Source organism: Streptomyces olivoverticillatus (assembly GCF_014203555.1).
Taxonomy (GTDB): Bacteria; Actinomycetota; Actinomycetes; order Streptomycetales; family Streptomycetaceae; genus Streptomyces; species Streptomyces olivoverticillatus.
In genome coordinates this window covers 42167-68868 of record NZ_JACHJH010000001.1, presented here as the reverse complement: position 1 = coordinate 68868, position 26702 = coordinate 42167, and the positions used below count along the sequence as shown (strand labels likewise).

Genomic DNA, 26702 nt, shown 5'->3' with positions numbered 1-26702 from the left:
GTCCGATACTGGGTGCGTTATGGAAATCGTCATCCTTGCCGTAGTCATCGCTGTGGTCGCGCTCGGCGCGATCGGCGGGCTCGTGGTCAGCAGCCGCAAGAAGAAGCAGCTGCCCCCGGCGCCGCCGAGCAGCCCGTCCGTCACCGCGCCGCCCGCCGAGCCCCAGGTCGGCGAGGAGGCCGAAACCGCGCGCCCGGAGCCGCGCCGCACCGTGGAAGAGGTGGAGCTCCCCGAGGCCCCGGCCCCGGAGGAGACCGCACCGGTCGTCGAGCCGGAGGAGGCGGCCCCCGCCGCCCCCGCCGAGCCGGAGATCGAGGTCCCCGAGCCGACCGCCGGCCGTCTGGTCCGGCTGCGCGCCCGGCTCTCCCGCTCGCAGAACTCCCTCGGCAAGGGTCTGCTGACCCTGCTCTCCCGGGAACACCTCGACGAGGACACCTGGGAGGAGATCGAGGACACCCTGCTCACCGCCGACGTCGGCGTCGCCCCCACCCAGGAGCTGGTGGAGCGGCTGCGCGAGCGCGTGAAGGTGCTGGGCACCCGCACCCCCGAGGAACTGCGCCTCCTGCTCCGCGAGGAGCTGCTCGCCCTGGTCGGCACCGAGGCCGACCGCAGCGTCCACACCGAGCCCGGTGTCGGCGTGAACGGCGAGGAGAAGCCCGGCGTCGTGATGGTCGTCGGCGTCAACGGCACCGGCAAGACCACCACCACCGGCAAGCTGGCCCGCGTGCTGGTCGCCGACGGCAAGTCCGTGGTGCTCGGCGCGGCGGACACCTTCCGCGCGGCGGCCGCCGACCAGCTTCAGACCTGGGGCGAGCGCGTGGGCGCCCGCACCGTCCGCGGTCCCGAGGGCGGCGACCCGGCGTCGATCGCCTTCGACGCGGTCAAGGAGGGCATCGCCGAGAACGCCGACGTCGTCCTCATCGACACCGCCGGCCGGCTGCACACCAAGACCGGTCTGATGGACGAGCTCGGCAAGGTCAAGAGGGTCGTGGAGAAGCACGGCTCGGTCGACGAGATCCTGCTGGTCCTGGACGCCACGACCGGCCAGAACGGCCTGGTCCAGGCCCGCGTCTTCGCCGAGGTCGTCAACATCACCGGCATCGTGCTCACCAAGCTCGACGGCACCGCCAAGGGCGGCATCGTCGTGGCGGTCCAGCGCGAGCTGGGCGTGCCCGTGAAGCTGGTGGGCCTGGGCGAGGGCGCGGACGACCTGGCGCCGTTCGAGCCCGAGGCGTTCGTCGACGCCCTGATCGGCGACTGACGCAGACCCGCCCGACGTCGCCCCGACGCGGAAAGGGCCCCCTCACAGGTGCAGCTGTGAGGGGGCCCTTCCGTATCGGGCGCCGGATGCACTCCGGGCTCCGAAGCCCGTCACGCTTCCCGGCCCGTCATGCCCCGCGGCCCCGTCCCTTGGCCGCGGCGCCTCACCACCCCGCCGACCGGTGGCAGACGTAGGCGAGCGTCCCCAGCAGCAGCCGGGCCTCCGGCGGCCGGCCCGCGGTGTCCAGGGCGGGCGGCAGCAGCCAGCGCATCGGACCGAGGCCCGCGAAGTCCGAGGGCGGCGCCGTGATGTGGTCGCCGGGGCCCAGGCCCCGCAGGTCGAGCCGGGCGTCGTCCCAGCCCATGCGGTAGAGGAGCTGGGGGAGTTCCGCGGCGGCGCCGGGGGCGACGAAGAACAGCGCGCGCCCGTGCGGGGTCAGGGCCACCGGGCCCAGCGGCACCCCCATCCGCTCCAGCCGCGCCAGTGCGTGCCGGCCGGCCGCCTCGGCGACCTCCAGCACGTCGAACGAGCGGCCCACCGGCAGCAGCACGGCCGCGCCCGGCACCTCGGCCCAGGCGGCCGCCGCCTCGTCGAGCGTGGAGCCGGCCGGGACGGTCGGGGCGAAGGAGAGCGGGTGGGCGCCCGGGGCCGGGCAGTCGGCGCCGCCGCACGAGCAGGCCGGGCGGCCGCCGCGCGAGGCGCGGGCGCCGGGCACCACCTCCCACCCCCACAGGCCGGTGTACTCGGCGACCGTGGTCACGCACTCGGACGCGCGGCCTCGGCGCCGAGAGCTCGAGCGCAGGTCCCGGATGCCGCCGATTGTGAAGCCCATGCCCCCTCCAACGGGTCGTCCTCGCAGATGGTTACGTGTCGGAGTGTCTCGGACACGTACGGTCGCGGACCCGGTCCCCGAGGCGGCGCGACGGTGTGCAATGGGTGGTGCAGCCCGAGGTGTGCGCCGTGGCGCGCATCGGTCCATCCCTTCTCCGCTCGCCCCGTGTCAAGTCAATCGCGCCAGGGCCCGGAGGAGTTCATTCGTTGGGGTGGCGAATGGTGGCGTTTGCTGGACTGCTCTCGCCTGACCGGTGATCGTAGGATTACTTTCGGTACATGAACCCCGCCGGGTGGGCGGCCGCAATGGGCGGTGCGTCGCGGGCGGTTTGTGTTTGCCGCCGGCGCGCTCGGGCGCCGTGCGCAGTCCTGGCGCGCCGAGTGGCGTCGCGCCGAGCAGAGTTCGGGATGGGGGCGTTCCAGTGGGCGGCAACGTCAGCGGTGCCGGTGGTGCCGAAGGGTCTGACAGGGCCGGCAAGGCTGAGAAGGCCGACAAGTCGGAGAAGCGCCCCAACGAGCAGCTGGGCTCGTGGTTCCTGCGCAGCGGCTGGTCCAAGGGCGAGCTCGCCCGGCAAGTGAACCGCCGGGCCCGCCAGTTGGGCGCCCACCACATCAGCACGGACACCTCGCGCGTCCGCCGCTGGCTGGACGGCGAGCAGCCGCGCGAGCCCATTCCCAAGATCCTCTCCGAGCTCTTCTCCGAGCGGTTCGGCTGTGTGGTCGGCGTGGAGGACATCGGCCTGCGCGTCGCCCACCAGTCGCCCTCCGTCTCCGGCGTCGACCTGCCCTGGGCGGCGCCCCAGACCGTCGAGCTGCTCGGCGAGTTCTCCCGCAGCGATCTGATGCTGGCCCGCCGGGGCTTCCTCGGCACCTCGCTCGCGCTCGCTGCCGGCCCGGCCCTGATCGAGCCCATGCAGCGCTGGCTGGTGCCCGGCCCCACCGGCCGGGACGGCGAGCCGACGGCCGAGCGGGACCGCGCCCGCCGCCCGCGGCTGTCCAAGCCCGAGCTGGAGCTGCTGGAGTCCACGACGGTGATGTTCCGCCAGTGGGACGCCCAGTGTGGCGGCGGGCTGCGCCGCAAGGCCGTCGTGGGCCAGCTCCATGAGGTCACCGACCTGCTCCAGGAGCCCCACCCCGACGCCACCGCCAAGCGCCTGTTCCGGGTGGCCGCCGAGCTGGCCGAGCTCGCGGGCTGGATGAGCTACGACGTGGGCCTCCACCCCACCGCGCAGAAGTACTTCGTGCTGGCCCTGCACGCCGCCAAGGAAGCCGGAGACCGCCCCCTCGGGTCGTACGTCCTCTCCAGCATGAGCCGCCAGATGATCCACCTGGGGCGGCCGGACGACGCACTGGAGCTCATCCACCTCGGCCAGTACGGCTCGCGGGAGACGGCCACCTCGCGGACCCAGGCGATGTTGTATGCGATGGAGGCCCGGGCGTACGCGAACATGGGCCAGCCCGCCAAGTGCAAGCGCGCTGTCACCATGGCCGAGGACTGCTTCGCCGACTGCCTCCCCGGCGAGGGCGACCCCGACTGGATCCGCTTCTTCTCCGAGGCCGAGCTCAACGCGGAGAACGCCCACTCCTACCGCGACCTCGCCTACATCGCCGGGCGCAGCCCCGCCTACGCCTCACTGGCGCGGCCCAAGATGGAGCGCGCCGTCGAGCTCTTCTCGCAGGACAACGAACACCAGCGTTCGTATGCGCTCAACCTCATCGGCATGGCCACCGTGCACCTGATGGAGCGTGAGCCCGAGGAGTCCACGGTGCTCGCCGGACGGGCGCTCAAGATCGCAAAGCAGGTGCGTTCGGAGCGGGTCAACAACCGGCTCCGCAAGACCGTCGACACCGCCGTGCGCGACTTCGGCGATGTCGCCGAAGTCATAGACCTGACCGACCAACTCGCCATCCACCTGCCGGAATCCGCGGAGGCCGTCCAAGCGGTCTGATCCCTTCCGGCCCACCTACCCGGCCGCGGCGACCACCCGTACAGCCCGACTCGGCTCCCCCACGCCAGGTCAATCCGGGCAGGTCGCCGCGGTCGGTCGACCGTCGGCTCCCGGCGCGGGGGAGAGTAGCGGCAGTCGCCGCCCGGCCCCGGGCGGTTCACGAGGGCGTAACACGCCCTCCACCTTCGTCACTGGCGTGAAACAACCCATGGCATCCACCGAAACCCCGCTGCGCCAGCCTCGTGGCCACACCGGCCCACCTGGAACACCGGCCCGTACGGGGCTCGGGCCATCGCCGCGAGGAGACACCGACATTGAATGGCGCAGATACCGCATTCGTATTGATCAGTGCCGCCCTGGTGATGCTGATGACACCGGCGCTGGCCTTCTTCTACGGCGGCATGGTGCGGGTCAAGAGCGCCCTCAACATGCTGATGATGTCGTTCATCTCGCTCGGCATCGTCACCGTCCTGTGGGTGCTCTACGGCTACTCGCTCGCCTTCGGTGACGACGTCGGCGCCGGCCTCCTGGGCAACCTCGACCACATCGGCTTCAAGGGCATCAGCCCCGAGACGCTCACCGGCGGCAAGGAAGGCATTCCGGTCTTCGCCTTCGCCCTCTTCCAGATGATGTTCGCCATCATCACCCCGGCCCTGATGAGCGGCGCACTCGCCGACCGCGTGAAGTTCTCCGCCTGGTCGCTGTTCATCGCCCTGTGGGTGACGATCGTCTACTTCCCCGTCGCCCACTGGGTCTGGCAGCCCGACGGCTGGCTCGCCAAGCTCAAGGTGATCGACTTCGCCGGCGGCACGGCCGTCCACATCAACGCGGGCATCGGGGCGCTCGCCGCCGTCCTCGTCGTCGGCAAGCGCATCGGCTTCACCAAGGACCCCATGCGCCCGCACAGCCTCCCCCTGGTGATGCTCGGCGCGGGACTGCTGTGGTTCGGGTGGTTCGGCTTCAATGCCGGCTCCGCCCTCGCGGCCAACGGCACCGCCGCCAACATGGCGATGAACACCCAGGTCGCCACCGGCGCGGCCATGCTCGGCTGGCTCGTCTACGAGCGCATCAAGCACGGCGCGTTCACCACGCTGGGCGCGGCCTCCGGCGCCGTCGCCGGCCTGGTCGCCATCACGCCCTCCGGCGCCGCGGTCAACGCCTTCGGCGCCATCCTCATCGGCCTCGTCGCCGGAGCCGTCTGCTCCTGGGCCGTCAGCTGGAAGTTCAAGCTCGGCTTCGACGACTCCCTCGACGTGGTCGGCGTCCACCTCGTCGGCGGCGTCATCGGCACCCTGCTCGTCGGCCTCCTCGCCACCAACGGCATCGGCGGCGCCACCCAGCTCGGCCGCCAGGCCGCGGGCGCCTTCTCCGTGATGGCCTACTCCTTCACCGTCTCCTGGCTGCTGGCCAAGCTCGTCGACAAGCTGATCGGCTTCCGGGCCGACGAGGACGACGAGGTCAGCGGCATCGACCAGGCCTTCCACGCCGAGACCGCCTACGACTTCAGCGCCGTCGGCGGCGCCGCGGCCTCCCGCTCCACCGCGACCGCACCCGCCCCGGCCGCGGGCGACCGCCCCCGTACCAAGAAAGTGGACGCATGAAGCTCATCACCGCGATCGTCAAGACGCACCGCTTCGACGACGTCAAGCAAGCGCTGCAGGACTTCGGCGTCCACGGCCTCACCGTCACCGAAGCCAGCGGCTACGGCCGCCAGCGCGGCCACACCGAGGTCTACCGGGGCGCCGAATACAAGATCGACCTGGTCCCCAAGATCCGTATAGAGGTCCTCGCCGAGGATGCCGACGCCGACGCCGTCATCGACGTCATCGTGGCCGCGGCACACACCGGAAAGATCGGCGACGGCAAGGTCTGGGCCGTCCCCGTCGACACGGTCGTGCGCGTACGGACCGGCGAGCGCGGCCCGGACGCGCTCTGAGACCCACGAGGGAAACCGAGTTGACGGACAACACCACCACACCGCCCGCCGGCTCGGAGCCCCACGGCTACGCGGCGGCCCGGATCGAGCTCCTCCACCGAGGAGCCCCCGCCGGGCCGCCGCTGCGCAGCGCGCTCGCCCGGATCACCGACGACTGGCTGACCTCCCTGCTCGGCCCCGCCCAGGGCACAGCCCTCGTCGCCGTCGGCGGCTACGGCCGCGGCGAGCTCTCCCCGCGCAGCGACCTCGACCTGCTCCTCCTGCACGACGGCAGCGCCCCCGCGGCGGAGATCGCGGCGCTCGCCGACCGCGTCTGGTACCCCGTCTGGGACATGGGCCTCGCCCTCGACCACTCCGTGCGCACCCCCGACGAGGCCCGCAAGGCGGCCGACGGCGACCTCAAGGTCCACCTCGGCCTCCTCGACGCCCGCCACGTGGCCGGCGACCCCCGCCTCAGCGCCGCGGTGCGCACCGCCGCCTACGAGGACTGGCGCGCCCAGGCCCCCGCCCGCCTGCCCGAACTGCGCGAGATGTGCGAGGAACGGGCCCGCCGCCAGGGCGAGCTCCGCTTCCTCCTCGAACCCGACCTCAAGGAGGCTCGCGGCGGCCTGCGCGACGCCACCGCGCTGCGCGCCGTCGCCGCCTCCTGGCTCGCCGACGCCCCGCGTGAGGGCCTCGAACACGCCCGCACCCTCCTGCTCGACACCCGCGACGCCCTCCACCTGGCCACCGGCCGGGCCACCGACCGTCTCGCCCTCCAGGAGCAGGACCAGGTCGCCGCCGCCCTCGGCCTGCCCGACGCCGACGCCCTGCTGCACCGCGTCTACGAGGCCGCCCGCACCGTCTCCTACGCCGCCGACGTCACCTGGCGCGAGGTCGGCCGCGTGCTGCGCGCCCGCTCCGGCCGGGCCCGGCTGCGCCGGATACTGGGCGGCCGCGGAGGCCGCGGAGGGTTCGTCGAAGCCGAGCGCATCCCGCTCGCCGAAGGCGTGGTCGAGCAGGACGGCGAGGCCGTCCTCGCCCGCACCGCCCGGCCCGAGCACGACCCTGTCCTGCCCCTGCGGGCCGCCGCCGCAGCCGCCCAGGCGGGCCTGCCGCTCTCGCCGCACGCCGTACGGCGCCTGGCCGCCGCCGGCCCGCTGCCGGTGCCCTGGCCCGCCGAGGCGCGGCAGCAGCTGGTCACCCTGCTCGGCGCGGGCGAGTCCACGGTCGCCGTCTGGGAGGCCCTCGAAGCCGAGCGGATCGTCTCCCGGCTGCTGCCCGAGTGGGAGCACGTACGCAGCCGGCCCCAGCGCAATGCCGTCCACCGCTGGACCGTCGACCGGCACCTCGTCGAGACCGCCGTGCAGGCCGCCGCCCTCACCCGCCGCGTCGGCCGCCCCGACCTGCTGCTGCTCGCCGCCCTCCTGCACGACATCGGCAAGAGCCGCCCCGGCGACCACAGCGTCACCGGCGAGCAGCTCGCCCGGGAGGTGGCCGCCCGCATCGGCTGCGAGCCCGACGACACGGACGTCCTCGCCACGCTCGTCCGCCACCACCTGCTCCTCGCCGAGACGGCCACCCGCCGCGACCTCGACGATCCCGCCACGATCCGCACCGTCACCGAGGCGGTGGGCCGCACCGGCACCCTGGAGCTGCTGCACGCGCTCACCGAGGCCGACGCCCTGGCCACCGGACCGGCGGCCTGGAGCACCTGGCGGGCCGCGCTCGTGGCCGACCTGGTCCGCCGCGCGGCGGCCGCGCTGGCGGGCGAAGCGACCGAGGACCGCACCGAGCCCGGCCCGCCCACCGCCGAGCAGGAGCGCATGGCGGTCGAGGCGCTGCGCACCGGCGGCCCGGTCCTCGCCCTGCACGCCCGGCCGGAGGGCGCGGAAGGGGACGCGGCGCCGGTGGGCGTCGAGCTGACCGTCGCCGTCCCCGACCAGCCCGGCGTGCTGCCCGCCACGGCCGGCGTCCTCGCCCTGCACCGCCTGACGGTCCGTACGGCCGAACTGCGCACGGTCGACGCCGCTCCCGCGACCGAAGGCTGCGCCCTGCTGCTGAACTGGCGGGTCGCGGCCGAATACGGGGCGCCCCCCGAGGCGGCCCGGCTCCGGGCCGACCTGGTGCGCGCCCTGGACGGCTCCCTCGACATCCCGGGCCGCCTGGCCGAGCGCGAGGCGGCCTACGGCAAGCGGCGCCGCGGCACCGTCCCGGCGCCGCCGAGGGTGAGCGTGGCCCGGGGCGTCTCCCGCGCGGCGACGGTCCTGGAGGTCCGCGCCCAGGACGCCCCGGGCCTGCTGCACCGCATCGGGCAGGCCCTGGAGGCGGCGGGTGTATGGGTACGCAGCGCACACGTGAGCACGCTCGGGGCGAGCGTGGTGGATGCGTTCTATGTGACGGGTGCGGAGGGGCTGCCGCTGGAGGCGGGTGAGGCGGCGGCGGTGGCCCGCGGAGTGCAGGAGGCGCTGGGCGGCTGACCGGACCGCGGGCCGCCCGATACCCTTGGGGGTCAGCCGCCGCCTTGGACACTCAACAAGAAGGATCCGCGACCACCGTGTTCGATACCCTCTCCGACCGCCTCGCAGCGACGTTCAAGAACCTCCGGGGCAAGGGCCGCCTCTCCGAGGCGGACATCGACGCCACCGCACGCGAGATCCGCATCGCCCTCCTCGAGGCCGATGTCGCCCTGCCCGTCGTCCGCTCGTTCATCAAGCAGGTCAAGGAGCGGTCCCTCGGCGCCGAGGTCTCCCGGGCGCTGAACCCGGCGCAGCAGATCGTCAAGATCGTCAACGAGGAGCTCGTCGGCATCCTCGGCGGCGAGACCCGCCGCCTGCGGTTCGCCAAGACCGCGCCGACCGTGATCATGCTCGCCGGTCTCCAGGGTGCCGGTAAGACCACGCTCGCCGGAAAGCTCGGCCGCTGGCTCAAGGCGCAGGGCCACGCGCCGCTGCTCGTCGCCTGTGACCTGCAGCGCCCCAACGCCGTCAACCAGCTGAGCGTCGTCGCCGAGCGCGCCGGCGTGGGCGTCTACGCGCCGGAGCCGGGCAATGGCGTGGGCGACCCCGTCCAGGTGGCCAAGGACTCGATCGAGTACGCCCGCACCAAGCAGTTCGACATCGTCATCGTCGACACCGCCGGCCGTCTCGGCATCGACGCGGAGATGATGCAGCAGGCCGCGGACATCCGCGATGCGGTCTCGCCGGACGAGATCCTCTTCGTCGTCGACGCGATGATCGGCCAGGACGCGGTCAACACCGCCGAGGCCTTCCGCGACGGCGTCGGCTTCGACGGCGTGGTGCTCTCCAAGCTCGACGGCGACGCCCGCGGCGGTGCCGCACTGTCGGTCGCGCATGTGACCGGCAAGCAGATCATGTTCGCCTCCAACGGCGAGAAGCTGGACGACTTCGACGCGTTCCACCCGGACCGCATGGCGTCCCGCATCCTCGGCATGGGCGATGTGCTCAGCCTGATCGAGAAGGCCGAGCAGACCTTCAGCCAGGACGAGGCCGAGAAGATGGCGGCCAAGCTGGCGAAGGGACCCAAGGAGTTCACGCTCGACGACTTCCTGTCCCAGATGGAGCAGGTCCGCAAGATGGGCAGCATCTCCAAGCTGCTCGGCATGCTGCCCGGCATGGCCCAGATCAAGGACCAGATCAACAACCTCGACGAGCGGGACGTCGACCGCACCGCCGCGATCATCAAGTCGATGACCCCGGCCGAGCGCCAGGACCCGACGATCATCAACGGCTCGCGCCGTGCCCGTATCGCCAAGGGTTCGGGCGTGGACGTCAGCGCGGTGAAGAACCTCGTGGAGCGCTTCTTCGACGCCCGGAAGATGATGTCCCGCATGGCCCAGGGCGGCATGCCGGGGATGCCGGGCCTGCCGGGCATGGGCGGCGGCGCCTCGCGCAAGAAGAAGCAGCAGAAGCAGGCCAAGGGCAAGCGCCAGAGCGGCAACCCGATGAAGCGCAAGGCCGAGGAGCAGGCCGCGGCCGAGCGGCGCGAGCAGGCGCAGGCGGGCAACCCGCTGGGCCTGCCCGCCGGCCAGGACGCACAGGACTTCGAACTGCCCGACGAGTTCAAGAAGTTCATGGGCTGATTCAAGAAGTTCACGGGCTGACCGGCCCGTCCGCGAGCCCCCGGTGGCACCCGCCGCCGGGGGCTTCCGCATGGCGTGGGGCGTACGCCCCCAGGGCACGCCCTAGACGCGCGCGATCAGGTACCGGAAGACGTTGGGCATCCACACCGTGCCGTCGCCCCGCAGATAGGGGTGGAGGGCCTCGATGAGTTCCTTGGTGACCTGCTCCTCGTCGGTCGCCCGGGCCGCCGCGTCGAAGGCTCCCGTCGACAGCAGGCCGCGTACGGCGCTGGTCATGTCGGCGTAGCCGTACGGGCAGGAGACACGGCCCGAGCCGTCGGGGGCGAGCCCGGCCTGGCGGGCGAGGTTCTCCAGGTCGTCGCGGCCGCTGGGGCGCCAGCGGGCCGGCGCGCACATCGGGTCGGCGAGCCGGGCCGCCACCCGCAGCGCCCCGGAGGCCGCGCAGCGTTCCTGCGGACCCCAGCCGGCCAGCACCACGGGCGAGCCGTGCTCGGCGCAGGCGGCCGCCCGGGAGATGGCCTCGGCCAGGCCGCGCGGCCCCGGGCCCGCGCAGAACAGGGGGTCGAAGGCGGTGATGAGGTTGAAGCACGGGCCCGCGGGGTCGAGGACGGTCTCCGGGCCGCCCAGCCCCAGCCGGGTGCCGTCGTCGCCGTGGCCGCCCTCGGGCAGCAGCCGTTCGCGCGCGAGCTCGAGGCGGCGGCCGTCGCGGTCGACGCCGCAGACGCGGGCGCCGCGGCCCGCGGCCATCAGCAGGGCCAGCCCCGAGCCGCAGCCCAGGCTGAGCAGCCGGGTGCCGGAGCCGACCTCCAGCCGCTCGTACACCGCTTCGTAGAGCGGCACCAGCATCCGTTCCTGGATTTCCGCCCAGTCGCGGGCCCGCGACCCGGGCGGGGTTGAGGACGGCAGGTGCCGCCGCACGAGCGTTGGTGTCATCGAAAGCGCCCCAATCCGCCGGAAGACGTGTCGTCGTGATCCGTAAGCCGCCCCCATGTGGTGGTGCTGTGCGTGCCGGGCCGTGCGTGCGGCGCGCGTGAAGCGTCGCCGTGAATTTCCCCCCGATGCCAGAGAACTCCGCTTCCGTCCCCGAGTCCAGGGGATGACGGAAGAAGGTTCTCCCGGGCTCGCGATGGCATGTGCCGGGTGTCATAGCCTGGCCAGAGCTCGGGCCGGGCCTGGCCAAAGCTCGGCTCCGGCAGCCCCGGCGCGCGGCCGGGAAGAGGGGGTTGCGGGCCGACGGATTCACACTCGGCCACACGCGCCCCGTACCATGCCCACCATGGCAAAGGCTCCCATTCTCACCCCCCAGGCGGAAGACTTCCCGCGCTGGTACCAGGACTTGATCAACAAGGCCGAGCTGGCCGACAACGGCCCGGTGCGCGGCACCATGGTCATCCGCCCGTACGGCTACGGGCTCTGGGAGCGCATGCAGCAGGAGATGGACGCCCGGATCAAGGACGCGGGCGCCTCCAACGCGTACTTCCCGCTCTTCATCCCGCAGTCCTACCTGACGCGGGAGGCCGAGCACGTCGAGGGCTTCGCCCCCGAGCTCGCGGTCGTCACGCACGGCGGCGGCAAGGAGCTGGAGGAGCCGGTCGTCGTCCGGCCCACCTCCGAGACGATCATCAACGAGTACTTCTCCAAGTGGGTCCAGAGCTACCGCGACCTGCCCCTGCTGATCAACCAGTGGGCCAACGTGGTCCGTTGGGAGATGCGCCCGCGCGTCTTCCTGCGCACCAGCGAGTTCCTCTGGCAGGAGGGCCACACCGCCCACGCCACCTACGAGGACGCCCGCGACTACGCCGCCCGCATCCACCGGGACGTCTACTACGACTTCATGGTCAACGTCCTGGGCATCGATGTGGTGCTCGGCCGCAAGACGCCCAAGGAGCGTTTCGCGGGCGCCATCAACACCCTCACTCTTGAGGGCATGATGGGCGACGGCAAGGCGCTGCAGCTGGGCACCAGCCACGAGCTCGGCCAGAACTTCGCCAAGGCCTTCAACACCTCCTACCTGTCGAAGGACGGGCAGCAGGAGCTGGTCTGGCAGACCTCCTGGGGCGTGTCGACGCGCATGGTCGGCGGTCTGATCATGTCGCATGGCGACGACAGCGGTCTGCGGGTGCCGCCGCGGCTGGCGCCGGTCCAGGCCGTGGTCCTGGCGATCAAGGGCGACGAGGCCGTGCTGGCCAAGGTCCGCGAGATCGGCGACGTGCTCAAGGCCGCGGGCGTGCGGGTGCAGGTCGACGACCGCACCGACACCCCCTTCGGCCGCCGCGCCGTGGACTGGGAGCTCAAGGGCGTGCCGGTCCGCATCGAGATCGGCCCGCGCGACCTGGAGAACGGCACCGCGATGCTGGCCCGCCGCATTCCGGGCGGCAAGGAGCCGGTGCGCATCGAGGAGCTGGCCGCGCTGCTGCCGAAGGTCCTGGAGGAGGACCAGGCGCTGCTGCTGAGCCAGTCGCGCGAGCGCCGCGAGTCCCGTACGACCGATGTGCAGACGATCGAGGAGGCGGCCGAGGCCGCTGTCGCCGGTGGCTGGGCCCGCATCCCGTGGGCCACGCTGGGCGCGGAGGGCGAGGCCAAGCTGGCCGAGCAGGCCGTGACCGTGCGCTGCCTGGTCGCGGAGGACGGCTCGGTGCCGGAGTCCGACGACGCCCCGGGCGCCATCGCCATCGTCGCGCGCGCCTACTGATTCATCCGCCCCTGGGCGTGCGCTGCACAGCGCACGCCCAGGGGTGCACAACGGCCCGTCCGACTTACTCATGGGTCAGTACGTCCCACCTTACGAACAGGTGAGCTACTCATCCGGCTTCGCCGTACCCGCCCTCGTCGGGGCGGATCGGTCGGGAAACTGACTGGTACGTGCAAATTATTTGGGATGGCCCGGTATCGGAACACCGGGCGGCCCCGGCTCGTTGTCACGACGTGAGCACGACACCACCTGTTCTCGCCGCAGAGCTGGCGCAGGCGTGGGCCGACATTCAGCGGTTCCACCCCGAGCTGCCGGATCTAGCCGCGCCCGAATCGTTGATCGGGGAGTCGTCGTCCGCCTGCGGCGCCGAGCTCTCCTTCGAAAGGCTGCTGCACGAGGCAGTGCACGGCATCGCGGCCGCCCGCGGTGTCCGGGACACCTCTCGTGCCGGCCGCTACCACAATCGCCGCTTCCTGGCGATCGCCGAGGAGTTGGGGCTCGACCACAGCGATGAGCCGCATCCCAGCAGTGGCTTCTCGCTGGTCGTGCTCAATCCGGAGGCGCGCAAGCGCTACCGCACCACCATCGACAGACTCCAGCGCGCGCTCAAGGCGCACACCGTCGCCACGACGGCCGACACCTCGCGCACGTTCCGCGGGCCGGCGGCGCGGCACGGCTCGTCGGGCGGCGGGGTGCGGGTGAAGGCGGTCTGCGAATGCGGGCGCAACGTCCGCGTCGTGCCCTCCGTGCTCGCCCAGGCGCCGATCATGTGCGGCGGCTGCGGCCAGCCGTTCCGCATCCCGGAGGCCGTCTCGGTCGGCTGAGGTCGGCCGGGGTGGATCGGTGTGGCACAATGAGTGGCTGTACTCGACAGTCGCATAGGACCCCTCTCTCCTCCGGCTGACGCGTCCATCGGGCACCCCGGGTACCGCAAACCCCACGTGGCATCTCGTTGTGCCCAACCACGTCAAGACCAGGAGACACCACTCCAGTGGCAGTCAAGATCAAGCTGAAGCGTCTGGGCAAGATCCGTTCGCCTCACTACCGCATCGTCGTCGCCGACTCCCGCACCCGCCGTGACGGCCGTGCGATCGAGGAGATCGGTCTGTACCACCCGGTGCAGAACCCCTCGCGCATCGAGGTCAACAGCGAGCGCGCCCAGTACTGGCTGAGCGTCGGCGCCCAGCCGACCGAGCCCGTCCTGGCCATCCTCAAGGTCACCGGCGACTGGCAGAAGTTCAAGGGTCTGCCCGCCCCGGCCCCGATGCTCGTCGCCGAGCCCAAGGACAAGCGCGCCGCGTTCGAGGAGTTCACCAAGGCTCTCGAGGCCGGCGAGGCGAAGGGTGAGGCCATCACCCCGAAGGCCAAGAAGTCGGAGAAGAAGGACGAGGCCGCTCAGGCCGAGTCCGCCGAGTCGACCGAGGCCTGAGGATGCTCGAGGAGGCCCTTGAGCACCTCGTGAAGGGCATCGTCGACAACCCCGACGAGGTGCAGGTCGCTTCGCGCAACCTGCGCCGCGGGCGCGTGCTGGAGGTCCGGGTCCACCCCGATGACCTCGGCAAGGTGATCGGCCGCAACGGCCGCACCGCGCGGGCCCTGCGCACCGTCGTGGGCGCCATCGGCGGCCGTGGCATCCGCGTCGACCTCGTCGACGTGGATCAGGTCAGCTGATCGGCGGCAGAGCACCGGCACGGGCCGGGAAGGAATCTCCTTCCCGGCCCGTTGTCGCGTTCGTGCGAAAATGTGAGAAGGATTAGGGACGTGCAGCTCGTAGTCGGCAGGATCGGCCGCGCCCACGGCATCAAGGGCGAGGTCACCGTAGAGGTGCGTACGGACGAGCCCGAGCTCCGGCTCGGACCCGGGGCCGTACTGGCCACGGACCCCGCGGGCGTGGGGCCGCTGACCATCGAGGCGGGCCGGGTGCACAGCGGCCGCCTGCTGCTGCGGTTCACCGGGGTGAACGACCGCACCGCCGCCGAGGCGCTCCGCAACACCCTCCTCGTCGCCGAGGTGGACCCGGACGAGACGCCCGAGGACCCCGAGGAGTTCTACGACCACCAGCTGATGGACCTCGACGTCGTCACCGTCGACGGTGCCGTCGTCGGCCGGATCGCGGAGATCTCCCACCTGCCCTCGCAGGACCTGTTCATCGTCGAGCGGCCCGACGGCAGCGAGGTCATGATCCCCTTCGTCTCCGAGATCGTCACGGAGATCGACCTGGACGAGCAGCGCGCCGTCGTCGACCCGCCGCGCGGCCTGCTCGACGTCGAGCAGGCCGAGGTGGCGAGCTCCCGCGAGGCCAAGCAGGGCGAGGGTGACGCCTGATGCGCCTCGACGTCGTCACGATCTTCCCCGACTACCTCGAGCCGCTGAACGTCTCGCTCGTCGGCAAGGCCCGCGCCCGGGGGCAGCTGGACGTCCGCGTGCACGACCTGCGCGAGTGGGCGCACGACAAGCACAACACGGTCGACGACACGCCCTACGGCGGCGGGCCCGGCATGGTCATGAAGCCCGAACCGTGGGGCGAGGCGCTCGATGCGGTCATCGCCTCCGGCGAGGGCCGGCCCACGATCGTCGTCCCCACCCCCAGTGGCAAGCCCTTCACCCAGGCCCTCGCCGTCGAGCTGTCCGAGAAGCCGTGGCTGGTCTTCACCCCGGCCCGCTACGAGGGCATCGACCGCCGGGTCATCGAGGAGTACGGCGACCGGCTGGACGTCCGCGAGGTCTCCATCGGCGACTACGTCCTGGCCGGCGGCGAGGCCCCCGTGCTGGTCATGGTCGAGGCCATCGCCCGGCTGCTGCCCGGCGTCCTCGGCAACGCCGAGTCGCACCGTGACGACTCCTTCGCGCCCGGCGCCATGGCCGACCTGCTGGAGGGCCCCGTCTACACCAAGCCGCCCCAGTGGCGCGACCGCGGCATCCCGGACGTGCTGCTCAGCGGCCACCACGGGAAGATCGCCCGCTGGCGCCGCGACGAGGCGTTCCGCCGTACGACCGCGAACCGGCCCGACCTCATCGAGCGCGCCGACCCGGCCGCCTTCGACAAGAAGGACCGCGAAATGCTCTCGATCCTGGGCTGGGGCCCGGGCGAGGACGGTCGATTTGGGCCAGTGGCCACGGACGTGGAAGAATAAGCCGTTGCCTTGCGTCCGGCGCGCGCCCCTGCCACAGGGGGAACGACGCCCGCCCGGCGCCTCGGCACCACTCCACTTCGGCACGATTCCGCTGATGACCTGTGGCATCGGCGAGGAAGCAGACACGCATGTCCTCCCTGCTCGACAACGTCAACTCCGCGTCCCTGCGCACCGACCTCCCGGCCTTCCGTCCGGGTGACACCGTGAACGTCCACGTTCGCGTCATCGAGGGCAACCGCTCCCGCATCCAGCAGTTCAAGGGTGTCGTCATCCGCCGCCAGGGCGCGGGCGTCAGCGAGACCTTCACGGTCCGCAAGGTCTCCTTCTCCGTCGGCGTCGAGCGCACCTTCCCGGTGCACAGCCCGATCTTCGAGAAGGTCGAGCTCGTCACCCGCGGTGACGTCCGTCGCGCCAAGCTGTACTACCTCCGTGAGCTCCGCGGCAAGGCCGCGAAGATCAAGGAGAAGCGCGACAACTGAGCTTCCTGCCGGCGTCCCGGCCCGGCCGGATAGGCTCTGGACCCGATGGACACCGACGCACAGCTTTCGGAGCGCGACCGCTCTTCCGACCCCGACGAGGGGGAGGAGCGGTCGCGCTCCGCGCGTTTTCCGCGCCGTTTGCGGCGCCCGGTACGCGCCGCACGGCAGTGGCTCACCGGCGGCGGCACGCTGCGCCAGGCCGGGGTGCTGCTGGCCGTCTGCCTCGTCGTGCTGCTGCTCGTCAGCAATTACCTGGTCCAGCCCTTCCTCATCCCCAGCGGCTCGATGGAGAACACGCTGCAGGTGGGGGACCGGGTGCTGGTCAACAAGCTGGCCTATGACTTCGGCCGTGAGCCGCGCCGGGGCGACGTGGTCGTCTTCGACGGCACGGACTCCTTCGTGCACGACGCGCCCGCCGAGAACCCGTTGACCGCGCTGGTGCGCAAGGGCGCCTCGGCCGTCGGCCTGATGCGGCCCGCCGAGACCGACTACGTCAAGCGGGTCGTGGGCATCGGCGGCGACCGCGTCACCTGCTGCGACAAGCGCGGCCGCCTCGCGGTCAACGGCGTGCCGGTGATCGAGGACTATCTGCATCCGGGAGACGAACCCTCGCAGGTGCCGTTCGACATCGTGGTTCCGGAGGGCAAGCTGTGGGTCATGGGTGATCATCGCAGTGACTCCCGGGACTCCCGTGACCATCTGGGCGAGCCGGGCGGCGGCACGGTGCCGGTGGACCGGGTGATCGGCCGGGCCGACTGGATCGGCTGGCCGTTGCGCCGGATGACCTCGCTGGACCGGCCGGATGCCTTCGCACACGTACCGGGCCCCGGCCATGGGGCCCATGGGTAGCCGGGGGCGCACGCACGCCCGCACGCGCCCGGCCGAGGCGGTCGTCACCGGACCGGTGAGCGGACCGGCGACCGGCGGCCGCGCCGCCCGGCGGAAGGCGGCCCGCAGGGTCAAGCGGCGGCGCCGCAGGTCCATGGTCAAGGAGGTGCCGATCCTCATAGGGGTCGCGGTGCTGATCGCCCTGGTGCTCAAGACGTTCCTGGTGCAGGCGTTCGTCATTCCGTCCGGTTCGATGGAGCAGACGATCCGCATCGGCGACCGGGTGCTCGTCGACAAGTTCACCCCTTGGTTCGGCTCGAAGCCGCACCGAGGCGACGTGGTGGTCTTCAAGGACCCGGGGGGATGGCTCGCCGGGGAGCAGTCCAAGCCCGGCGCCGACCCGGTGGGGATCCGCCAGGGGAAGCAGGCGCTGACCTTCATCGGCCTGTTGCCGTCCGCGAACGAGCAGGATCTGATCAAACGAGTGATCGGAGTCGGTGGCGATACGGTCAAATGCTGCGACAAGGACGGCAAAATCACGGTCAACGGAACGCCGCTCCTCGAGCCGTACGTTCATCCCGGAAACCCCCCTTCGCAGCTGGCGTTCGAGGTGAAGGTCCCGCAGGGCCGGATCTTCGTGATGGGCGACCACCGCTCCGACTCGGCCGATTCCCGCTACCACTTGACCGAGCCCGGGCAGGGAACGGTCTCCGAAGACCTGGTCATCGGGCGTGCGTTCGTCATCGCGTGGCCGTTCGGGCACTGGCGGGGGCTGGCCGAACCGGACACGTACGCATCCGTGCGAGACGCGCCGCAGGTACGAGCGCAAGGGGACGCTTCGCCGCATAGTGTGTCCCCCACGGATCAAGAAGGAATGGTCCGGCTCCCGACCCCTGCGGAACTCCCGCTCGTTATGGGAGTGGTGGGCCTGCGTCGTATGTACGACAGGCGGCAGCGTGGAGTAAGGAGTGGATGTGGGGGATTTGGCGGTCGGCGCGCATTCCGGTCACGGAGAGCCCGAGAAGCGGCCCGGGAGGACTGACGAGCCGGCCGGGCAGACGCCCGGCGGCGCGCCGGACGAGGCCATGTCCCAGGGCGTCCACGGCCAGGCCGGTGCCCGGCGCGAGGGCGCGCCCGCGGTGCCCGGCCCGGACGCCCGGCACACGGAAGGCGTCGACGGCGCGAAGGAGGAGGGCGGCGGCCGAGGCGGCCGTGGGAGCGAGCCGAAGAAGCAACGTTCCCTCTGGAAAGAGCTGCCGATCCTCATCGTCGTCGCTCTGGTTCTCGCACTGCTCATCAAGACCTTCCTGGTGCAGGCGTTCTCCATCCCGTCCGAGTCGATGCAGAACACCCTGCAGCGCGGCGACCGAGTTCTGGTCGACAAGCTGACGCCGTGGTTCGGGTCGAAGCCCGAGCGCGGCGAGGTCGTGGTCTTCCACGATCCGGGCGGCTGGCTCGGCGAGAGCCCGGCCACCGACAACGGCCCGGTGGCAGGCGGCATCCAAAAGGTCCTCAGCTTCATCGGCCTGATGCCCTCCGCCGAGGAGAAGGACCTGATCAAGCGCGTCATCGCGGTCGGCGGCGACACGGTCGAGTGCAAGGGCAACAACGACCCCGTGGTCGTCAACGGCAAGCCGCTGAACGAGCCGTACATCTTCCCCGGCAACACCCCCTGCGGTGACAAGCCGTTCGGCCCGATCAAGGTCCCCAAGGGCCGGATCTGGGTGATGGGCGACCACCGCCAGGACTCCCTGGACTCCCGCTATCACCAGGACCTCGACCGCTTCCAGGGCACGGTCTCCGAGGACGAGGTCGTCGGCCGTGCGATCGTCGTCGCCTGGCCGCTGAACCGCTGGTCCACCCTGCCCGTCCCCTCCACCTTCGACCAGAAGGGGCTCGGGGCGGCGGGCGCCGCAGCACCGCCCGCGCTCGGCCTCGCCGGCGCCGTGCCGCTGGTGCTGTGGCGCCGCAGGAGGCTGCTCAACCAGGCGGGCGAGTCGGCGAAGGCGTCCCGAAGGGCTGACTGATCCCGTACCGCCGGGTAGTGTGCGCGCAAACCTTCTCGACGACCGGGGGCGCGCCATGGCCAGAGCGGGACACGACGGCGACGGCCACGGCCGCGCGGGCAGAGTGCTGTCCGGGCTGGCCGTGGCCGTCGGCGCTCTGCTCTTCCTCGGCGGCTTCGCATGGGGCGCCGTGCTGTACAAGCCGTACACCGTGCCCACCGACTCCATGGCGCCCACCATTGCCCAGGGCAACCGGGTCCTCGCCCAGCGCATCGACGGCGCCGACGTCCGGCGCGGGGACGTCGTGGTCTTCCAGGACAAGGTCTGGGGCAATCTCCCCATGGTCAAACGCGTCGTCGGCACCGACGGCGACAAGGTCTCCTGCTGTGACGCCAAGGGCCGGCTGACGGTCAACGGTCAGCCGATCGAGGAGCCGTATCTCGAGGACGGCTCCCGCCCCGCCTCCCCGACCGGCTTCTCCGCGACCGTCCCCGAGGGCCAGCTCTTCCTCCTCGGCGACCACCGCTCCGACTCGGTCGACTCCCGGGTCCACCTCGCCGACGGCGGCCAGGGCTCGGTGCCGCGCAGCGCGGTCCGGGCGCGCGTGGACGCCACGGCCTGGCCCATGGCCGGCTGGGGCATGCTCGGCCGGCCGCGCTCCTTCGCCGCCCTGCCCGGCGGCACCTCCAGCCCCGGCCCGCTGCCCTGGGTGGTGAGGTGCGTCCTGGCCGGAGCAGCGCTCATCCTGGGAGGTGCGGCGTACGGGCCGGTGGCACGGCTGCGGGCGGGGCGGGCCGCGCGAGGCGGAAAGGCGGCGATGGCCGGTGGATGATGCGGCCGGCCCGGGCACCGGACGGCGCAAGGCCGCGCGGGTGATCCTGCTCGACCCGTACGACCGCGTCCTGCTGCTGCACGGCTACGAACCCGGCGACCCCTCGACCACCTGGTGGTTCACCCCCGGCGGCGGTCTGGAAGGGGACGAGAGCTGGGAGGAGGCGGCGCGCCGCGAGCTCGCCGAGGAGACCGGGATCACCGAGATCGAGCTGGGCCCGGTGCTGTGGACGCGCACCTGCTCCTTCCCCTTCGACGGCCGGCGCTGGGACCAGGACGAGCGCTACTACCTGGCCCGCACGGAGCAGATGCCGATGTGGACGGGCGGCGGGACGGACCTGGAACGGCGCAGCCTGGCGGGGCTGCGTTGGTGGACCTGCGAGGAACTGCTCGCGGCCCGTGAGACGGTGTATCCGACCAGACTCGCCGGGCTGCTGCGCACGCTGCTCGACGAGGGACCCCCGAGTACGCCGGTGCTCCTGGAGACCGAGCGTGCCTGACGCACAATGGGGGGACGCACGGCTGAAGGGGAACATGCCATGAGCGCCGAGGACCTCGAAAAGTACGAGACCGAGATGGAGCTGAAGCTCTACCGGGAGTACCGCGATGTCGTCGGTCTGTTCAAATACGTGATCGAGACCGAGCGGCGTTTCTACCTCACCAACGACTACGAGATGCAGGTCCACTCCGTGCAGGGGGAGGTCTTCTTCGAGGTCTCCATGGCGGACGCGTGGGTGTGGGACATGTACCGCCCGGCGCGCTTCGTCAAGCAGGTGCGGGTGCTCACGTTCAAGGACGTCAACATCGAAGAGCTCAACAAGACGGACCTGGATCTGCCGGGGGGCTGAGCGCGGGGGCGGGCCTCGGGTCTCGGGGCCTAGGGGCCAGGGGTCCGCTTCACCCTTGGGGGTGAGCGGGTTTTCCACATCACGCCGGTTATCCACCAAGATCCAATGGATCCGGGCGGAGGCGTCACAGTCGGTGCCGGAGGTGGTGCCGATGAACGCCCGACGGGCACTCGGACGCTACGGGGAAGACCTGGCGGCGCGGCGGCTGGTGGAGAGCGGCATAAGAGTCGTGGCCCGCAATTGGCGGTGCCGGGCCGGTGAGATCGACATCGTCGCGCTCGACGGCGACGCCCTGGTCGTCTGCGAGGTCAAGACCCGCCGCCAGGGGGTGTACGAGCATCCGATGGCCGCGGTCGGCCCGGTCAAGGCCGGCCGGCTCAGGCTGCTGGCCGGGCACTGGCTGGAGCGGCACGGCGGCCCGCCGCCGGGCGGGGTGCGCATCGACCTGGTGGGCGTGGTCGTCCCCGAGCGGGGCGCTCCCGTCGTCGAGCACGCCAAGGGGGTGGCGTGATGGGCTTCGCCCGTACGTGCTCGGTGGCCCTGGTCGGAGTCGAGGGCGTGGTGGTCGAGGTCCAGGCCGGGCTGGAGCCGGGCGTCGCCGCCTTCACGCTGGTCGGGCTGCCCGACAAGAGCCTCAGCGAGAGCCGCGACCGGGTGCGGGCGGCGGTGGTCAACTCGGGCGGCGAATGGCCCCAGAAGAAGCTCACCGTCGGGCTGAGCCCGGCCTCCGTCCCCAAGGGCGGCAGCGGCTTCGACCTCGCCGTGGCCTGCGCCGTGCTGGCCGCGGCCGAGCGCATCGACCCCCGGCGGATCACCGATCTGATGATGTTCGGGGAGCTGGGCCTCGACGGCCGGGTCCGCCCGGTGCGGGGCGTCCTGCCCGCGGTGCTGGCCGCCGCCGACGCGGGCTACCGCCACGTGGTCGTGCCCGAGCGCACGGCGGCGGAGGCGGCGCTGGTGCCCGGCGTCTCCGTGCTCGGGGTCCGAAGCCTGCGCCAGCTGATCGCCGTGCTGGCGGACGAACCGGTGCCGGAGGAGGAAGAGGACGCGCCCGGGGAGGGGCGGCCCGATCCGATGCTGGCGGGGCTGGCCGTGCCGGGGGCGGGCACGGGAGCCCTCCCCGAGGAGTGCCGGCCCGACCTCGCCGAAGTCGCCGGGCAGCTCCGGGCCCGGCGGGCGTTGGAGGTGGCGGCCGCGGGGCGCCACCACCTCTTCTTCCAGGGCCCGCCGGGTGCGGGCAAGACGATGCTCGCCGAGCGGCTGCCCGGACTGCTGCCTCCCCTGACGCCCCAGGAGTCACTGGAGGTCACGGCGGTCCACTCGGTGGCCGGCACGCTGCCCGCCGGACAGCCGCTGATCGACCGGGCGCCCTACTGCGCCCCGCACCACTCGGCGTCCATGCCCTCGCTCGTCGGCGGCGGCTCGGGACTGCCCCGGCCCGGGGCGGTGTCGCTGGCGCACCGCGGAGTGTTGTTCCTGGACGAGGCGCCGGAGTTCTCCGGCCGGGTCCTGGACGCGCTCAGACAGCCCCTCGAATCGGGACACGTGGTAGTTGCCCGCACCGGCGGCGTGATGCGGCTGCCCGCCGCCTTCCTGCTCTGCCTCGCGGCCAACCCCTGCCCCTGTGGCAGGCACGGCATGACCGGCGAGGGATGCGACTGCCCGCCCAGGGTGGTCAGGCGCTATCTGGGCCGGCTGTCGGGACCGCTGATGGACCGGGTGGATCTGCGCGTGACGGTGGAGCCGGTGGCCCGCTCCGAGCTCACCGGCGGCGCCAGGTCCGAGCCGACCGCCCACGTCGCCGCGCGGGTCCGCACCGCCCGCGAGCGCGCCGCCGCGCGGTACGTGGGCACGCCCTGGCGCACCAACAGCGAGGTGCCGGGACACGAGCTGCGCACCCGCTGGCGCGCCGCGCCCGGTGCCCTGGCCGAGGCCGAACGGGACATGGGGCGCGGACTGCTGACGGCCCGGGGGCTGGACCGGGTGCTGCGCGTGGCCTGGACGGTCGCGGATCTCGCCGGGCACGGCCGGCCCGACGAGGGGGATGTGGAGCAGGCCCTGGAGCTGCGCACCGGTGTCCAGCGCGGTGCGGTCCTCGCGGGCGGCTGGTCATGAGCCCGCCCAGTCGCGAGGAGGAGCGCCTGGCCCGGGTGGCCCTGACGCGGCTGGCCGAGCCGGGGGACGAGTGCATCGGGAGATGGCTGAGGCAGATGGGGCCGGTGGCGCTGGTGCGGGGCCTGACCGGGGCCGGGCCGCCACCGGCGGGGGCGAGGGCGGACCGCCTCGAAGGATGCCGGGCGCGCGCCGAAGGCCTCGACCCCGTCGGCGATCTCGCCACCGTCGCCCGGCTCGGCGGGCGCTTCCTGTGCCCGGGGGACGCCCAGTGGCCGCGGCAGCTGGACGATTTGGGGGATGCCCGGCCCGTCGGCCTGTGGGTGCGCGGCGCCGCGGACGTCCGGCTGTGGGCGCTGCGGTCGGTGGCCGTGGTCGGCGCCCGGGCCTGCACGGGCTACGGCTCGCATGTGGCGGCCACCCTCGGGGTGGGGCTCGCCGAGCGGGGGTGGGTGGTGGTCTCCGGCGCGGCGTACGGGGTCGACGGGGCGGCGCATCGGGGAGCGCTGGCCGCGGGCGGGGCCACGGTGGCCGTGCTGGCCTCGGGGGTGGACGTGCCCTATCCGCGCGGCCACGCCGAGTTGCTGGAGCGGATCACGGAACAGGGCTTGGTCCTGGCCGAGTTGCCGCCGGGCGGGCATCCGACGCGCAGCCGTTTTGTCCTGCGCAACCGCGTCATCGCCGCCCTGACGCGGGGGACGGTGGTGGTGGAGGCCGAGTACCGCAGCGGGTCGCTGGTCACGGCGCGGCGGGCGCTGGGGCTGGGGCGGCACACCATGGGGATTCCCGGGCCGGTCACCTCGGGGCTCTCGGCGGGGGTGCACGAAATCCTGCGCGAGGGCGCGTGCCTGGTGACCGACGCCGACGAAGTCGCCGAGCTGGTCGGCGGCATGGGCGAACTGGCGCCCGAGCGGCGCGGCCCCGTCGTGCCCCGCGATCTGCTGGAGCCCATGGCCGCCCGAGCGCTGGAAGCCGTGCCGGGTCGCGGTGGTGCGGATGCGGGCCTCATCGCCCGTCAGGCCGGGATGAGCGGGCCCCGGGCGCTCGCCAAGCTGTACGAACTCCAGGCCCTGGGCTTTGTGGAACGGCAGGGTGATCTCTGGCAGTTGGCTGACGCTGCGTCAACATCCGGCATCCCCAAGCCCCCCGGACGGCGCCCCGGTGTGCGGCGAGGCGGTGCTTGACCTGGGGTGATCGGGTGAAAGGGTTAAGGCGACGACCGCGGCCGCCGATACGGCGTGCTCCATGCGGCCGACGGGCGCCCCCGCGGCCGCTGCCGCGGGGCACCGGCAGAGGAAACGCAGCCAGGCAAACCGAAGGGGTTTTCTCCTCGCTCACCGCATCGCTTCAGTCACGCTACGCTCACCGGATTCCCTTCCTTCGTACCACCCGATGCGCATCACCCGATCCAACGCCACAGCAGAACGGCTCAAGACGACGAATGCCCCAGCACACATCCGGTTCCGACCGCGCGGCGGCGCCGCCCGCCGCCCGCGGCGCCGTGCGCCCTCCCGCACCCTCGACGCTCGACGAGCTGTGGCGGTCGTACAAGGCATCGGGTGACGAACGGCTGCGGGAGCAGCTGATCCTGCACTACTCGCCCCTGGTGAAGTACGTGGCGGGGCGCGTCAGCGTGGGCCTGCCGCCCAACGTCGAACAGGCGGACTTCGTCTCCTCCGGGGTCTTCGGTCTCATCGACGCCATCGAGAAGTTCGACCCCGACCGTTCGATCAAGTTCGAGACGTACGCCATCACCCGCATCCGCGGCGCCATGATCGATGAACTCCGCGCGCTGGACTGGATCCCCCGCTCGGTCCGGCAGAAGGCCCGTGCCGTCGAGCGCGCGTACGCCACCTTGGAGGCGGCCTTGCGCCGCACCCCCTCCGAGGCCGAGGTGGCCGCGGAGATGGGCATTCCGCTCGACGAACTGCACTCCGTGTTCAGCCAGTTGTCGCTGGCCAACGTCGTCGCCCTGGAAGAACTGCTGTACTCCGGTGGCGAGGGCGGCGACCGGCTGAGCCTGATGGACACGCTCGAGGACACCGCGGCGGACGACCCGGTCGAGGTGGCCGAGGACCACGAGCTGCGGCGGCTGCTGGCCAGGGCCATCAACACCCTGCCCGAGCGCGAGAAGACCGTGGTCACGCTCTACTACTACGAGGGCCTCACCCTCGCCGAGATCGGCCACGTCCTCGGTGTCACGGAGAGCAGGGTGAGCCAGATCCACACCAAGTCGGTACTCCAGCTCAGGGCGAAGCTGGCGGACGTAGGACGCTGAATCGTCCCTCCAGCGTCGTCCCGGCCGGGGTGGGTCCGTAAAGTGGGAACGTGCCCAGGATTCGAGCGGCCTCCGTGGCCGAGCACCGGACGATGCAGCGCGGCGCCCTGCTGGACGCCGCCCGTTCCCTGCTGTCCGAAGGCGGTACGGAAGCACTGACCTTCCCCGCTCTCGCCGAGCGCACCGGACTGGCGCGGTCCTCCGTCTACGAGTACTTCCGCTCGCGCGCGGCCGTGGTCGAAGAGCTGTGCGCCGTGGACTTCCCGGTCTGGGCGGCGGAGGTCGAGGCCGCCATGGAGCGCGCCGGCACCCCCGAAGACAAGATCGAAGCGTATGTGCGCCGACAGCTCGCCCTGGTCGGCGACCGCCGCCACCGGGCCGTCGTCGCCATCTCGGCGGGCGAGCTCGACGAAGGCGCCCGGGAGAAGATCCGCGCCGCGCACGGCGGGCTCGTGGCGATGCTCGCCGAGGCGCTGATGGCGCTCGGACACGACGAGCCGCGGCTGACGGCCATGCTGCTGCAGGGCGTCGTCGACGCGGCCGTCCGCCGCATCGAGCTCGGGGCGGCCGAGGAGCCGGACCGCATCACGGAGGCAGCCGTGGCCATGGCCCTGCGAGGCGTGCGGGGCTGAAACCGGCCCACCCGCCGCCCGTCAGCGGCAGCAGGCGCGATGGCCCGCGCCGCAGCATCCACGGCGGCAGCAGGCTGAGCGGGTCCAGATACTCCTCCCCGCGCAGCAGGCCCCAGTGCAGGCAGCCCGCCGGACAGTGGGACAACGGCCCGGGCTCCAGCACGCCCACCACGTCTCCCGCCGCCACCCGCTCGCCCTCGCGCACCCCCGCGCGCACCGGCTCGTACGTCGTGCGCAGCGGCGGGCTGCCCGTGCCCGTCAGCTCCACCGAGACCACGCCCCGCCCCGCGACCGTGCCCGCGAAGGACACCGTCCCCGGCGCGGCCGCCCGCACCGCGGTGCCCGCGCCCGCCGCGAGGTCCACTCCGCGGTGCCCCGCCGCCCAGCGCACCGGGGGCGGCTCCCACGCCCGTAGGACCAGCGGCCGGGCGCCCCGCACCCCCGGCACGGGCCAGGATCGGTCGCCGCGCACCGGAGCGGGCGCCGCCCGGGCCCCGGCGACCACAGAAGCACCGGCGCTCGCAGGAACACAGAGCGTGAGCGCGCACAGAAGTGCCATGACCGTCACGAGTCGTCGCATGCCGTCACCGTGCCCCATCCCGCCCCGCCGGGTGGATCTTGCTCGGGATCTGTGGACTACTCGCGGGTTGTGGACAACGCCGTCACCCGGTGGTTCTCCGGTCCCGTACACTTCTCATGGCGATCCGGGTCACCGGGTCGACTTCGCACGCCCCGCCACCGGCGCGACAGCCCCTTTCCGGGTACGCACGGTGGCCGTGTCTCTCGGTCCGTGAAACGGCTCCT

At 72.4% G+C, this 26702-nt stretch carries 27 protein-coding genes; 24 read left to right on the top strand and 3 right to left on the bottom strand.

Features of this window, described 5'->3' with window-relative positions; genetic code table 11:
- Positions 1-19 precede the first annotated feature (19 nt).
- Positions 20-1261: a signal recognition particle-docking protein FtsY gene (gene ftsY / locus FHS39_RS00315; RefSeq protein WP_184345730.1), complete on the top strand. Its 1242-nt coding sequence runs from the start codon at positions 20-22 to the stop codon at positions 1259-1261.
- Positions 1262-1424: 163 nt separating this feature from the next.
- On the opposite strand, the gene FHS39_RS00310 is transcribed toward ftsY, so the two are convergent.
- Positions 1425-2093: a bifunctional DNA primase/polymerase gene (locus FHS39_RS00310; protein WP_184345729.1), complete on the bottom strand. Its 669-nt coding sequence runs from the start codon at positions 2091-2093 to the stop codon at positions 1425-1427.
- Positions 2094-2514: 421 nt separating this feature from the next.
- Here FHS39_RS00310 and nsdA point away from each other — a divergent pair, with 421 nt between their 5' ends.
- The 5 genes from nsdA (at position 2515) to ffh (ending at position 10058) form a co-directional block, all read left to right on the top strand.
- On the top strand, positions 2515-4041 hold the full coding sequence (gene nsdA, locus FHS39_RS00305) for a transcriptional repressor NsdA (protein WP_484600443.1): 1527 nt from the start codon (positions 2515-2517) through the stop codon (positions 4039-4041).
- A gap of 314 nt (positions 4042-4355) precedes the next feature.
- Positions 4356-5642 (top strand): ammonium transporter, encoded by a 1287-nt coding sequence (locus FHS39_RS00300; RefSeq protein WP_184345728.1) that lies wholly within the window; start codon positions 4356-4358, stop codon positions 5640-5642.
- Positions 5639-5977, top strand: coding sequence for a P-II family nitrogen regulator (locus tag FHS39_RS00295; RefSeq protein ID WP_045933085.1), 339 nt, complete (start codon positions 5639-5641; stop codon positions 5975-5977). Before FHS39_RS00300 ends, FHS39_RS00295 begins: the two co-directional genes overlap by 4 nt.
- Positions 5978-5997: 20 nt before the next feature.
- On the top strand, positions 5998-8436 hold the full coding sequence (locus tag FHS39_RS00290; protein WP_184345727.1) for a [protein-PII] uridylyltransferase: 2439 nt from the start codon (positions 5998-6000) through the stop codon (positions 8434-8436).
- Between the two features lie 77 nt (positions 8437-8513).
- A complete protein-coding gene (ffh, locus tag FHS39_RS00285; RefSeq protein ID WP_184345726.1) occupies positions 8514-10058 on the top strand; it encodes a signal recognition particle protein in 1545 nt (514 codons plus the stop codon).
- A 102-nt stretch (positions 10059-10160) separates the two neighbouring features.
- Here ffh and FHS39_RS00280 read toward each other — a convergent pair whose 3' ends face one another.
- Entirely contained in the window at positions 10161-10991 is an 831-nt protein-coding gene (locus FHS39_RS00280; RefSeq protein WP_184345725.1) for a class I SAM-dependent methyltransferase, read from the bottom strand.
- 343 nt (positions 10992-11334) lie between these two features.
- On the opposite strand from FHS39_RS00280, the gene proS reads away from it, so the two are divergent.
- The 18 genes from proS (at position 11335) to FHS39_RS00190 (ending at position 25898) form a co-directional block, all read left to right on the top strand.
- Complete coding sequence (gene proS / locus FHS39_RS00275) at positions 11335-12750, top strand: proline--tRNA ligase (RefSeq protein ID WP_184345724.1); 1416 nt, start codon at positions 11335-11337, stop codon at positions 12748-12750.
- A 233-nt stretch (positions 12751-12983) separates the two neighbouring features.
- Complete coding sequence (locus FHS39_RS00270; RefSeq protein ID WP_045933089.1) at positions 12984-13574, top strand: hypothetical protein; 591 nt, start codon at positions 12984-12986, stop codon at positions 13572-13574.
- Positions 13575-13741: 167 nt separating this feature from the next.
- Complete coding sequence (gene rpsP, locus FHS39_RS00265) at positions 13742-14179, top strand: 30S ribosomal protein S16 (RefSeq protein WP_184345723.1); 438 nt, start codon at positions 13742-13744, stop codon at positions 14177-14179.
- 2 nt (positions 14180-14181) lie between these two features.
- A complete protein-coding gene (locus FHS39_RS00260; RefSeq protein ID WP_045933091.1) occupies positions 14182-14421 on the top strand; it encodes an RNA-binding protein in 240 nt (79 codons plus the stop codon).
- 90 nt (positions 14422-14511) lie between these two features.
- Complete coding sequence (gene rimM / locus FHS39_RS00255) at positions 14512-15075, top strand: ribosome maturation factor RimM (protein ID WP_184345722.1); 564 nt, start codon at positions 14512-14514, stop codon at positions 15073-15075.
- On the top strand, positions 15075-15884 hold the full coding sequence (gene trmD / locus FHS39_RS00250) for a tRNA (guanosine(37)-N1)-methyltransferase TrmD (RefSeq protein ID WP_184345721.1): 810 nt from the start codon (positions 15075-15077) through the stop codon (positions 15882-15884). Before rimM ends, trmD begins: the two co-directional genes overlap by 1 nt.
- Positions 15885-16012: 128 nt before the next feature.
- Positions 16013-16363, top strand: a complete 351-nt coding sequence (gene rplS, locus FHS39_RS00245) for a 50S ribosomal protein L19 (protein WP_045933094.1) — start codon at positions 16013-16015, stop codon at positions 16361-16363.
- A 45-nt stretch (positions 16364-16408) separates the two neighbouring features.
- On the top strand, positions 16409-17212 hold the full coding sequence (gene lepB, locus FHS39_RS00240) for a signal peptidase I (RefSeq protein WP_045933095.1): 804 nt from the start codon (positions 16409-16411) through the stop codon (positions 17210-17212).
- Positions 17205-18233 (top strand): signal peptidase I, encoded by a 1029-nt coding sequence (lepB, locus tag FHS39_RS00235; protein WP_184345720.1) that lies wholly within the window; start codon positions 17205-17207, stop codon positions 18231-18233. The genes lepB (FHS39_RS00240) and lepB (FHS39_RS00235) overlap by 8 nt, the downstream gene beginning before the upstream one ends.
- Positions 18175-19218: a signal peptidase I gene (gene lepB / locus FHS39_RS00230; protein ID WP_184346592.1), complete on the top strand. Its 1044-nt coding sequence runs from the start codon at positions 18175-18177 to the stop codon at positions 19216-19218. Before lepB (FHS39_RS00235) ends, lepB (FHS39_RS00230) begins: the two co-directional genes overlap by 59 nt.
- A 55-nt stretch (positions 19219-19273) precedes the next feature.
- Complete coding sequence (lepB, locus tag FHS39_RS00225; RefSeq protein ID WP_184345719.1) at positions 19274-20029, top strand: signal peptidase I; 756 nt, start codon at positions 19274-19276, stop codon at positions 20027-20029.
- Positions 20022-20528, top strand: coding sequence for an NUDIX domain-containing protein (locus tag FHS39_RS00220; protein WP_184345718.1), 507 nt, complete (start codon positions 20022-20024; stop codon positions 20526-20528). Before lepB (FHS39_RS00225) ends, FHS39_RS00220 begins: the two co-directional genes overlap by 8 nt.
- A gap of 39 nt (positions 20529-20567) precedes the next feature.
- Complete coding sequence (locus tag FHS39_RS00215; RefSeq protein ID WP_007821609.1) at positions 20568-20876, top strand: DUF2469 domain-containing protein; 309 nt, start codon at positions 20568-20570, stop codon at positions 20874-20876.
- 151 nt (positions 20877-21027) lie between these two features.
- Positions 21028-21387 carry a YraN family protein gene (locus FHS39_RS00210; RefSeq protein ID WP_184345717.1) on the top strand — a complete coding sequence of 120 codons (360 nt, stop codon included), beginning with the start codon at positions 21028-21030 and terminating at the stop codon, positions 21385-21387.
- The gene (locus FHS39_RS00205; protein WP_184346590.1) at positions 21387-22991 is read left to right on the top strand and encodes a YifB family Mg chelatase-like AAA ATPase; all 1605 of its coding nucleotides are present in this window, start codon (positions 21387-21389) and stop codon (positions 22989-22991) included. The genes FHS39_RS00210 and FHS39_RS00205 overlap by 1 nt, the downstream gene beginning before the upstream one ends.
- Positions 22988-24172, top strand: a complete 1185-nt coding sequence (gene dprA, locus FHS39_RS00200; protein ID WP_184345716.1) for a DNA-processing protein DprA — start codon at positions 22988-22990, stop codon at positions 24170-24172. Before FHS39_RS00205 ends, dprA begins: the two co-directional genes overlap by 4 nt.
- Before the next feature lie 257 nt (positions 24173-24429).
- Positions 24430-25266, top strand: coding sequence for an RNA polymerase sigma factor WhiG (gene whiG / locus FHS39_RS00195; protein WP_184345715.1), 837 nt, complete (start codon positions 24430-24432; stop codon positions 25264-25266).
- A gap of 74 nt (positions 25267-25340) precedes the next feature.
- Positions 25341-25898, top strand: a complete 558-nt coding sequence (locus FHS39_RS00190; RefSeq protein ID WP_045933102.1) for a TetR/AcrR family transcriptional regulator — start codon at positions 25341-25343, stop codon at positions 25896-25898.
- On the opposite strand, the gene FHS39_RS00185 is transcribed toward FHS39_RS00190, so the two are convergent.
- Positions 25852-26478, bottom strand: coding sequence for a M23 family metallopeptidase (locus FHS39_RS00185; protein WP_184345714.1), 627 nt, complete (start codon positions 26476-26478; stop codon positions 25852-25854). The two genes, FHS39_RS00190 and FHS39_RS00185, sit on opposite strands and share 47 nt — an antisense overlap.
- Positions 26479-26702: the final 224 nt, after the last annotated feature.

Bases quoted from the DNA above. Each gene is read 5' to 3' on its own strand.
- ftsY (WP_184345730.1), top strand. From the start codon at position 20: ATGGAAATCGTCATCCTTGCCGTAGTCATCGCTGTGGTCGCGCTCGGC.
- FHS39_RS00310 (WP_184345729.1), bottom strand. From the start codon at position 2,093: ATGGGCTTCACAATCGGCGGCATCCGGGACCTGCGCTCGAGCTCTCGG.
- FHS39_RS00295 (WP_045933085.1), top strand. From the start codon at position 5,639: ATGAAGCTCATCACCGCGATCGTCAAGACGCACCGCTTCGACGACGTC.
- FHS39_RS00280 (WP_184345725.1), bottom strand. From the start codon at position 10,991: ATGACACCAACGCTCGTGCGGCGGCACCTGCCGTCCTCAACCCCGCCC.
- proS (WP_184345724.1), top strand. From the start codon at position 11,335: ATGGCAAAGGCTCCCATTCTCACCCCCCAGGCGGAAGACTTCCCGCGC.
- FHS39_RS00260 (WP_045933091.1), top strand. From the start codon at position 14,182: ATGCTCGAGGAGGCCCTTGAGCACCTCGTGAAGGGCATCGTCGACAAC.
- trmD (WP_184345721.1), top strand. From the start codon at position 15,075: ATGCGCCTCGACGTCGTCACGATCTTCCCCGACTACCTCGAGCCGCTG.
- rplS (WP_045933094.1), top strand. From the start codon at position 16,013: ATGTCCTCCCTGCTCGACAACGTCAACTCCGCGTCCCTGCGCACCGAC.
- lepB (WP_045933095.1), top strand. From the start codon at position 16,409: ATGGACACCGACGCACAGCTTTCGGAGCGCGACCGCTCTTCCGACCCC.
- lepB (WP_184345720.1), top strand. From the start codon at position 17,205: ATGGGTAGCCGGGGGCGCACGCACGCCCGCACGCGCCCGGCCGAGGCG.
- lepB (WP_184345719.1), top strand. From the start codon at position 19,274: ATGGCCAGAGCGGGACACGACGGCGACGGCCACGGCCGCGCGGGCAGA.
- FHS39_RS00215 (WP_007821609.1), top strand. From the start codon at position 20,568: ATGAGCGCCGAGGACCTCGAAAAGTACGAGACCGAGATGGAGCTGAAG.
- FHS39_RS00210 (WP_184345717.1), top strand. From the start codon at position 21,028: ATGAACGCCCGACGGGCACTCGGACGCTACGGGGAAGACCTGGCGGCG.
- FHS39_RS00205 (WP_184346590.1), top strand. From the start codon at position 21,387: ATGGGCTTCGCCCGTACGTGCTCGGTGGCCCTGGTCGGAGTCGAGGGC.
- dprA (WP_184345716.1), top strand. From the start codon at position 22,988: ATGAGCCCGCCCAGTCGCGAGGAGGAGCGCCTGGCCCGGGTGGCCCTG.
- whiG (WP_184345715.1), top strand. From the start codon at position 24,430: ATGCCCCAGCACACATCCGGTTCCGACCGCGCGGCGGCGCCGCCCGCC.
- FHS39_RS00185 (WP_184345714.1), bottom strand. From the start codon at position 26,478: ATGCGACGACTCGTGACGGTCATGGCACTTCTGTGCGCGCTCACGCTC.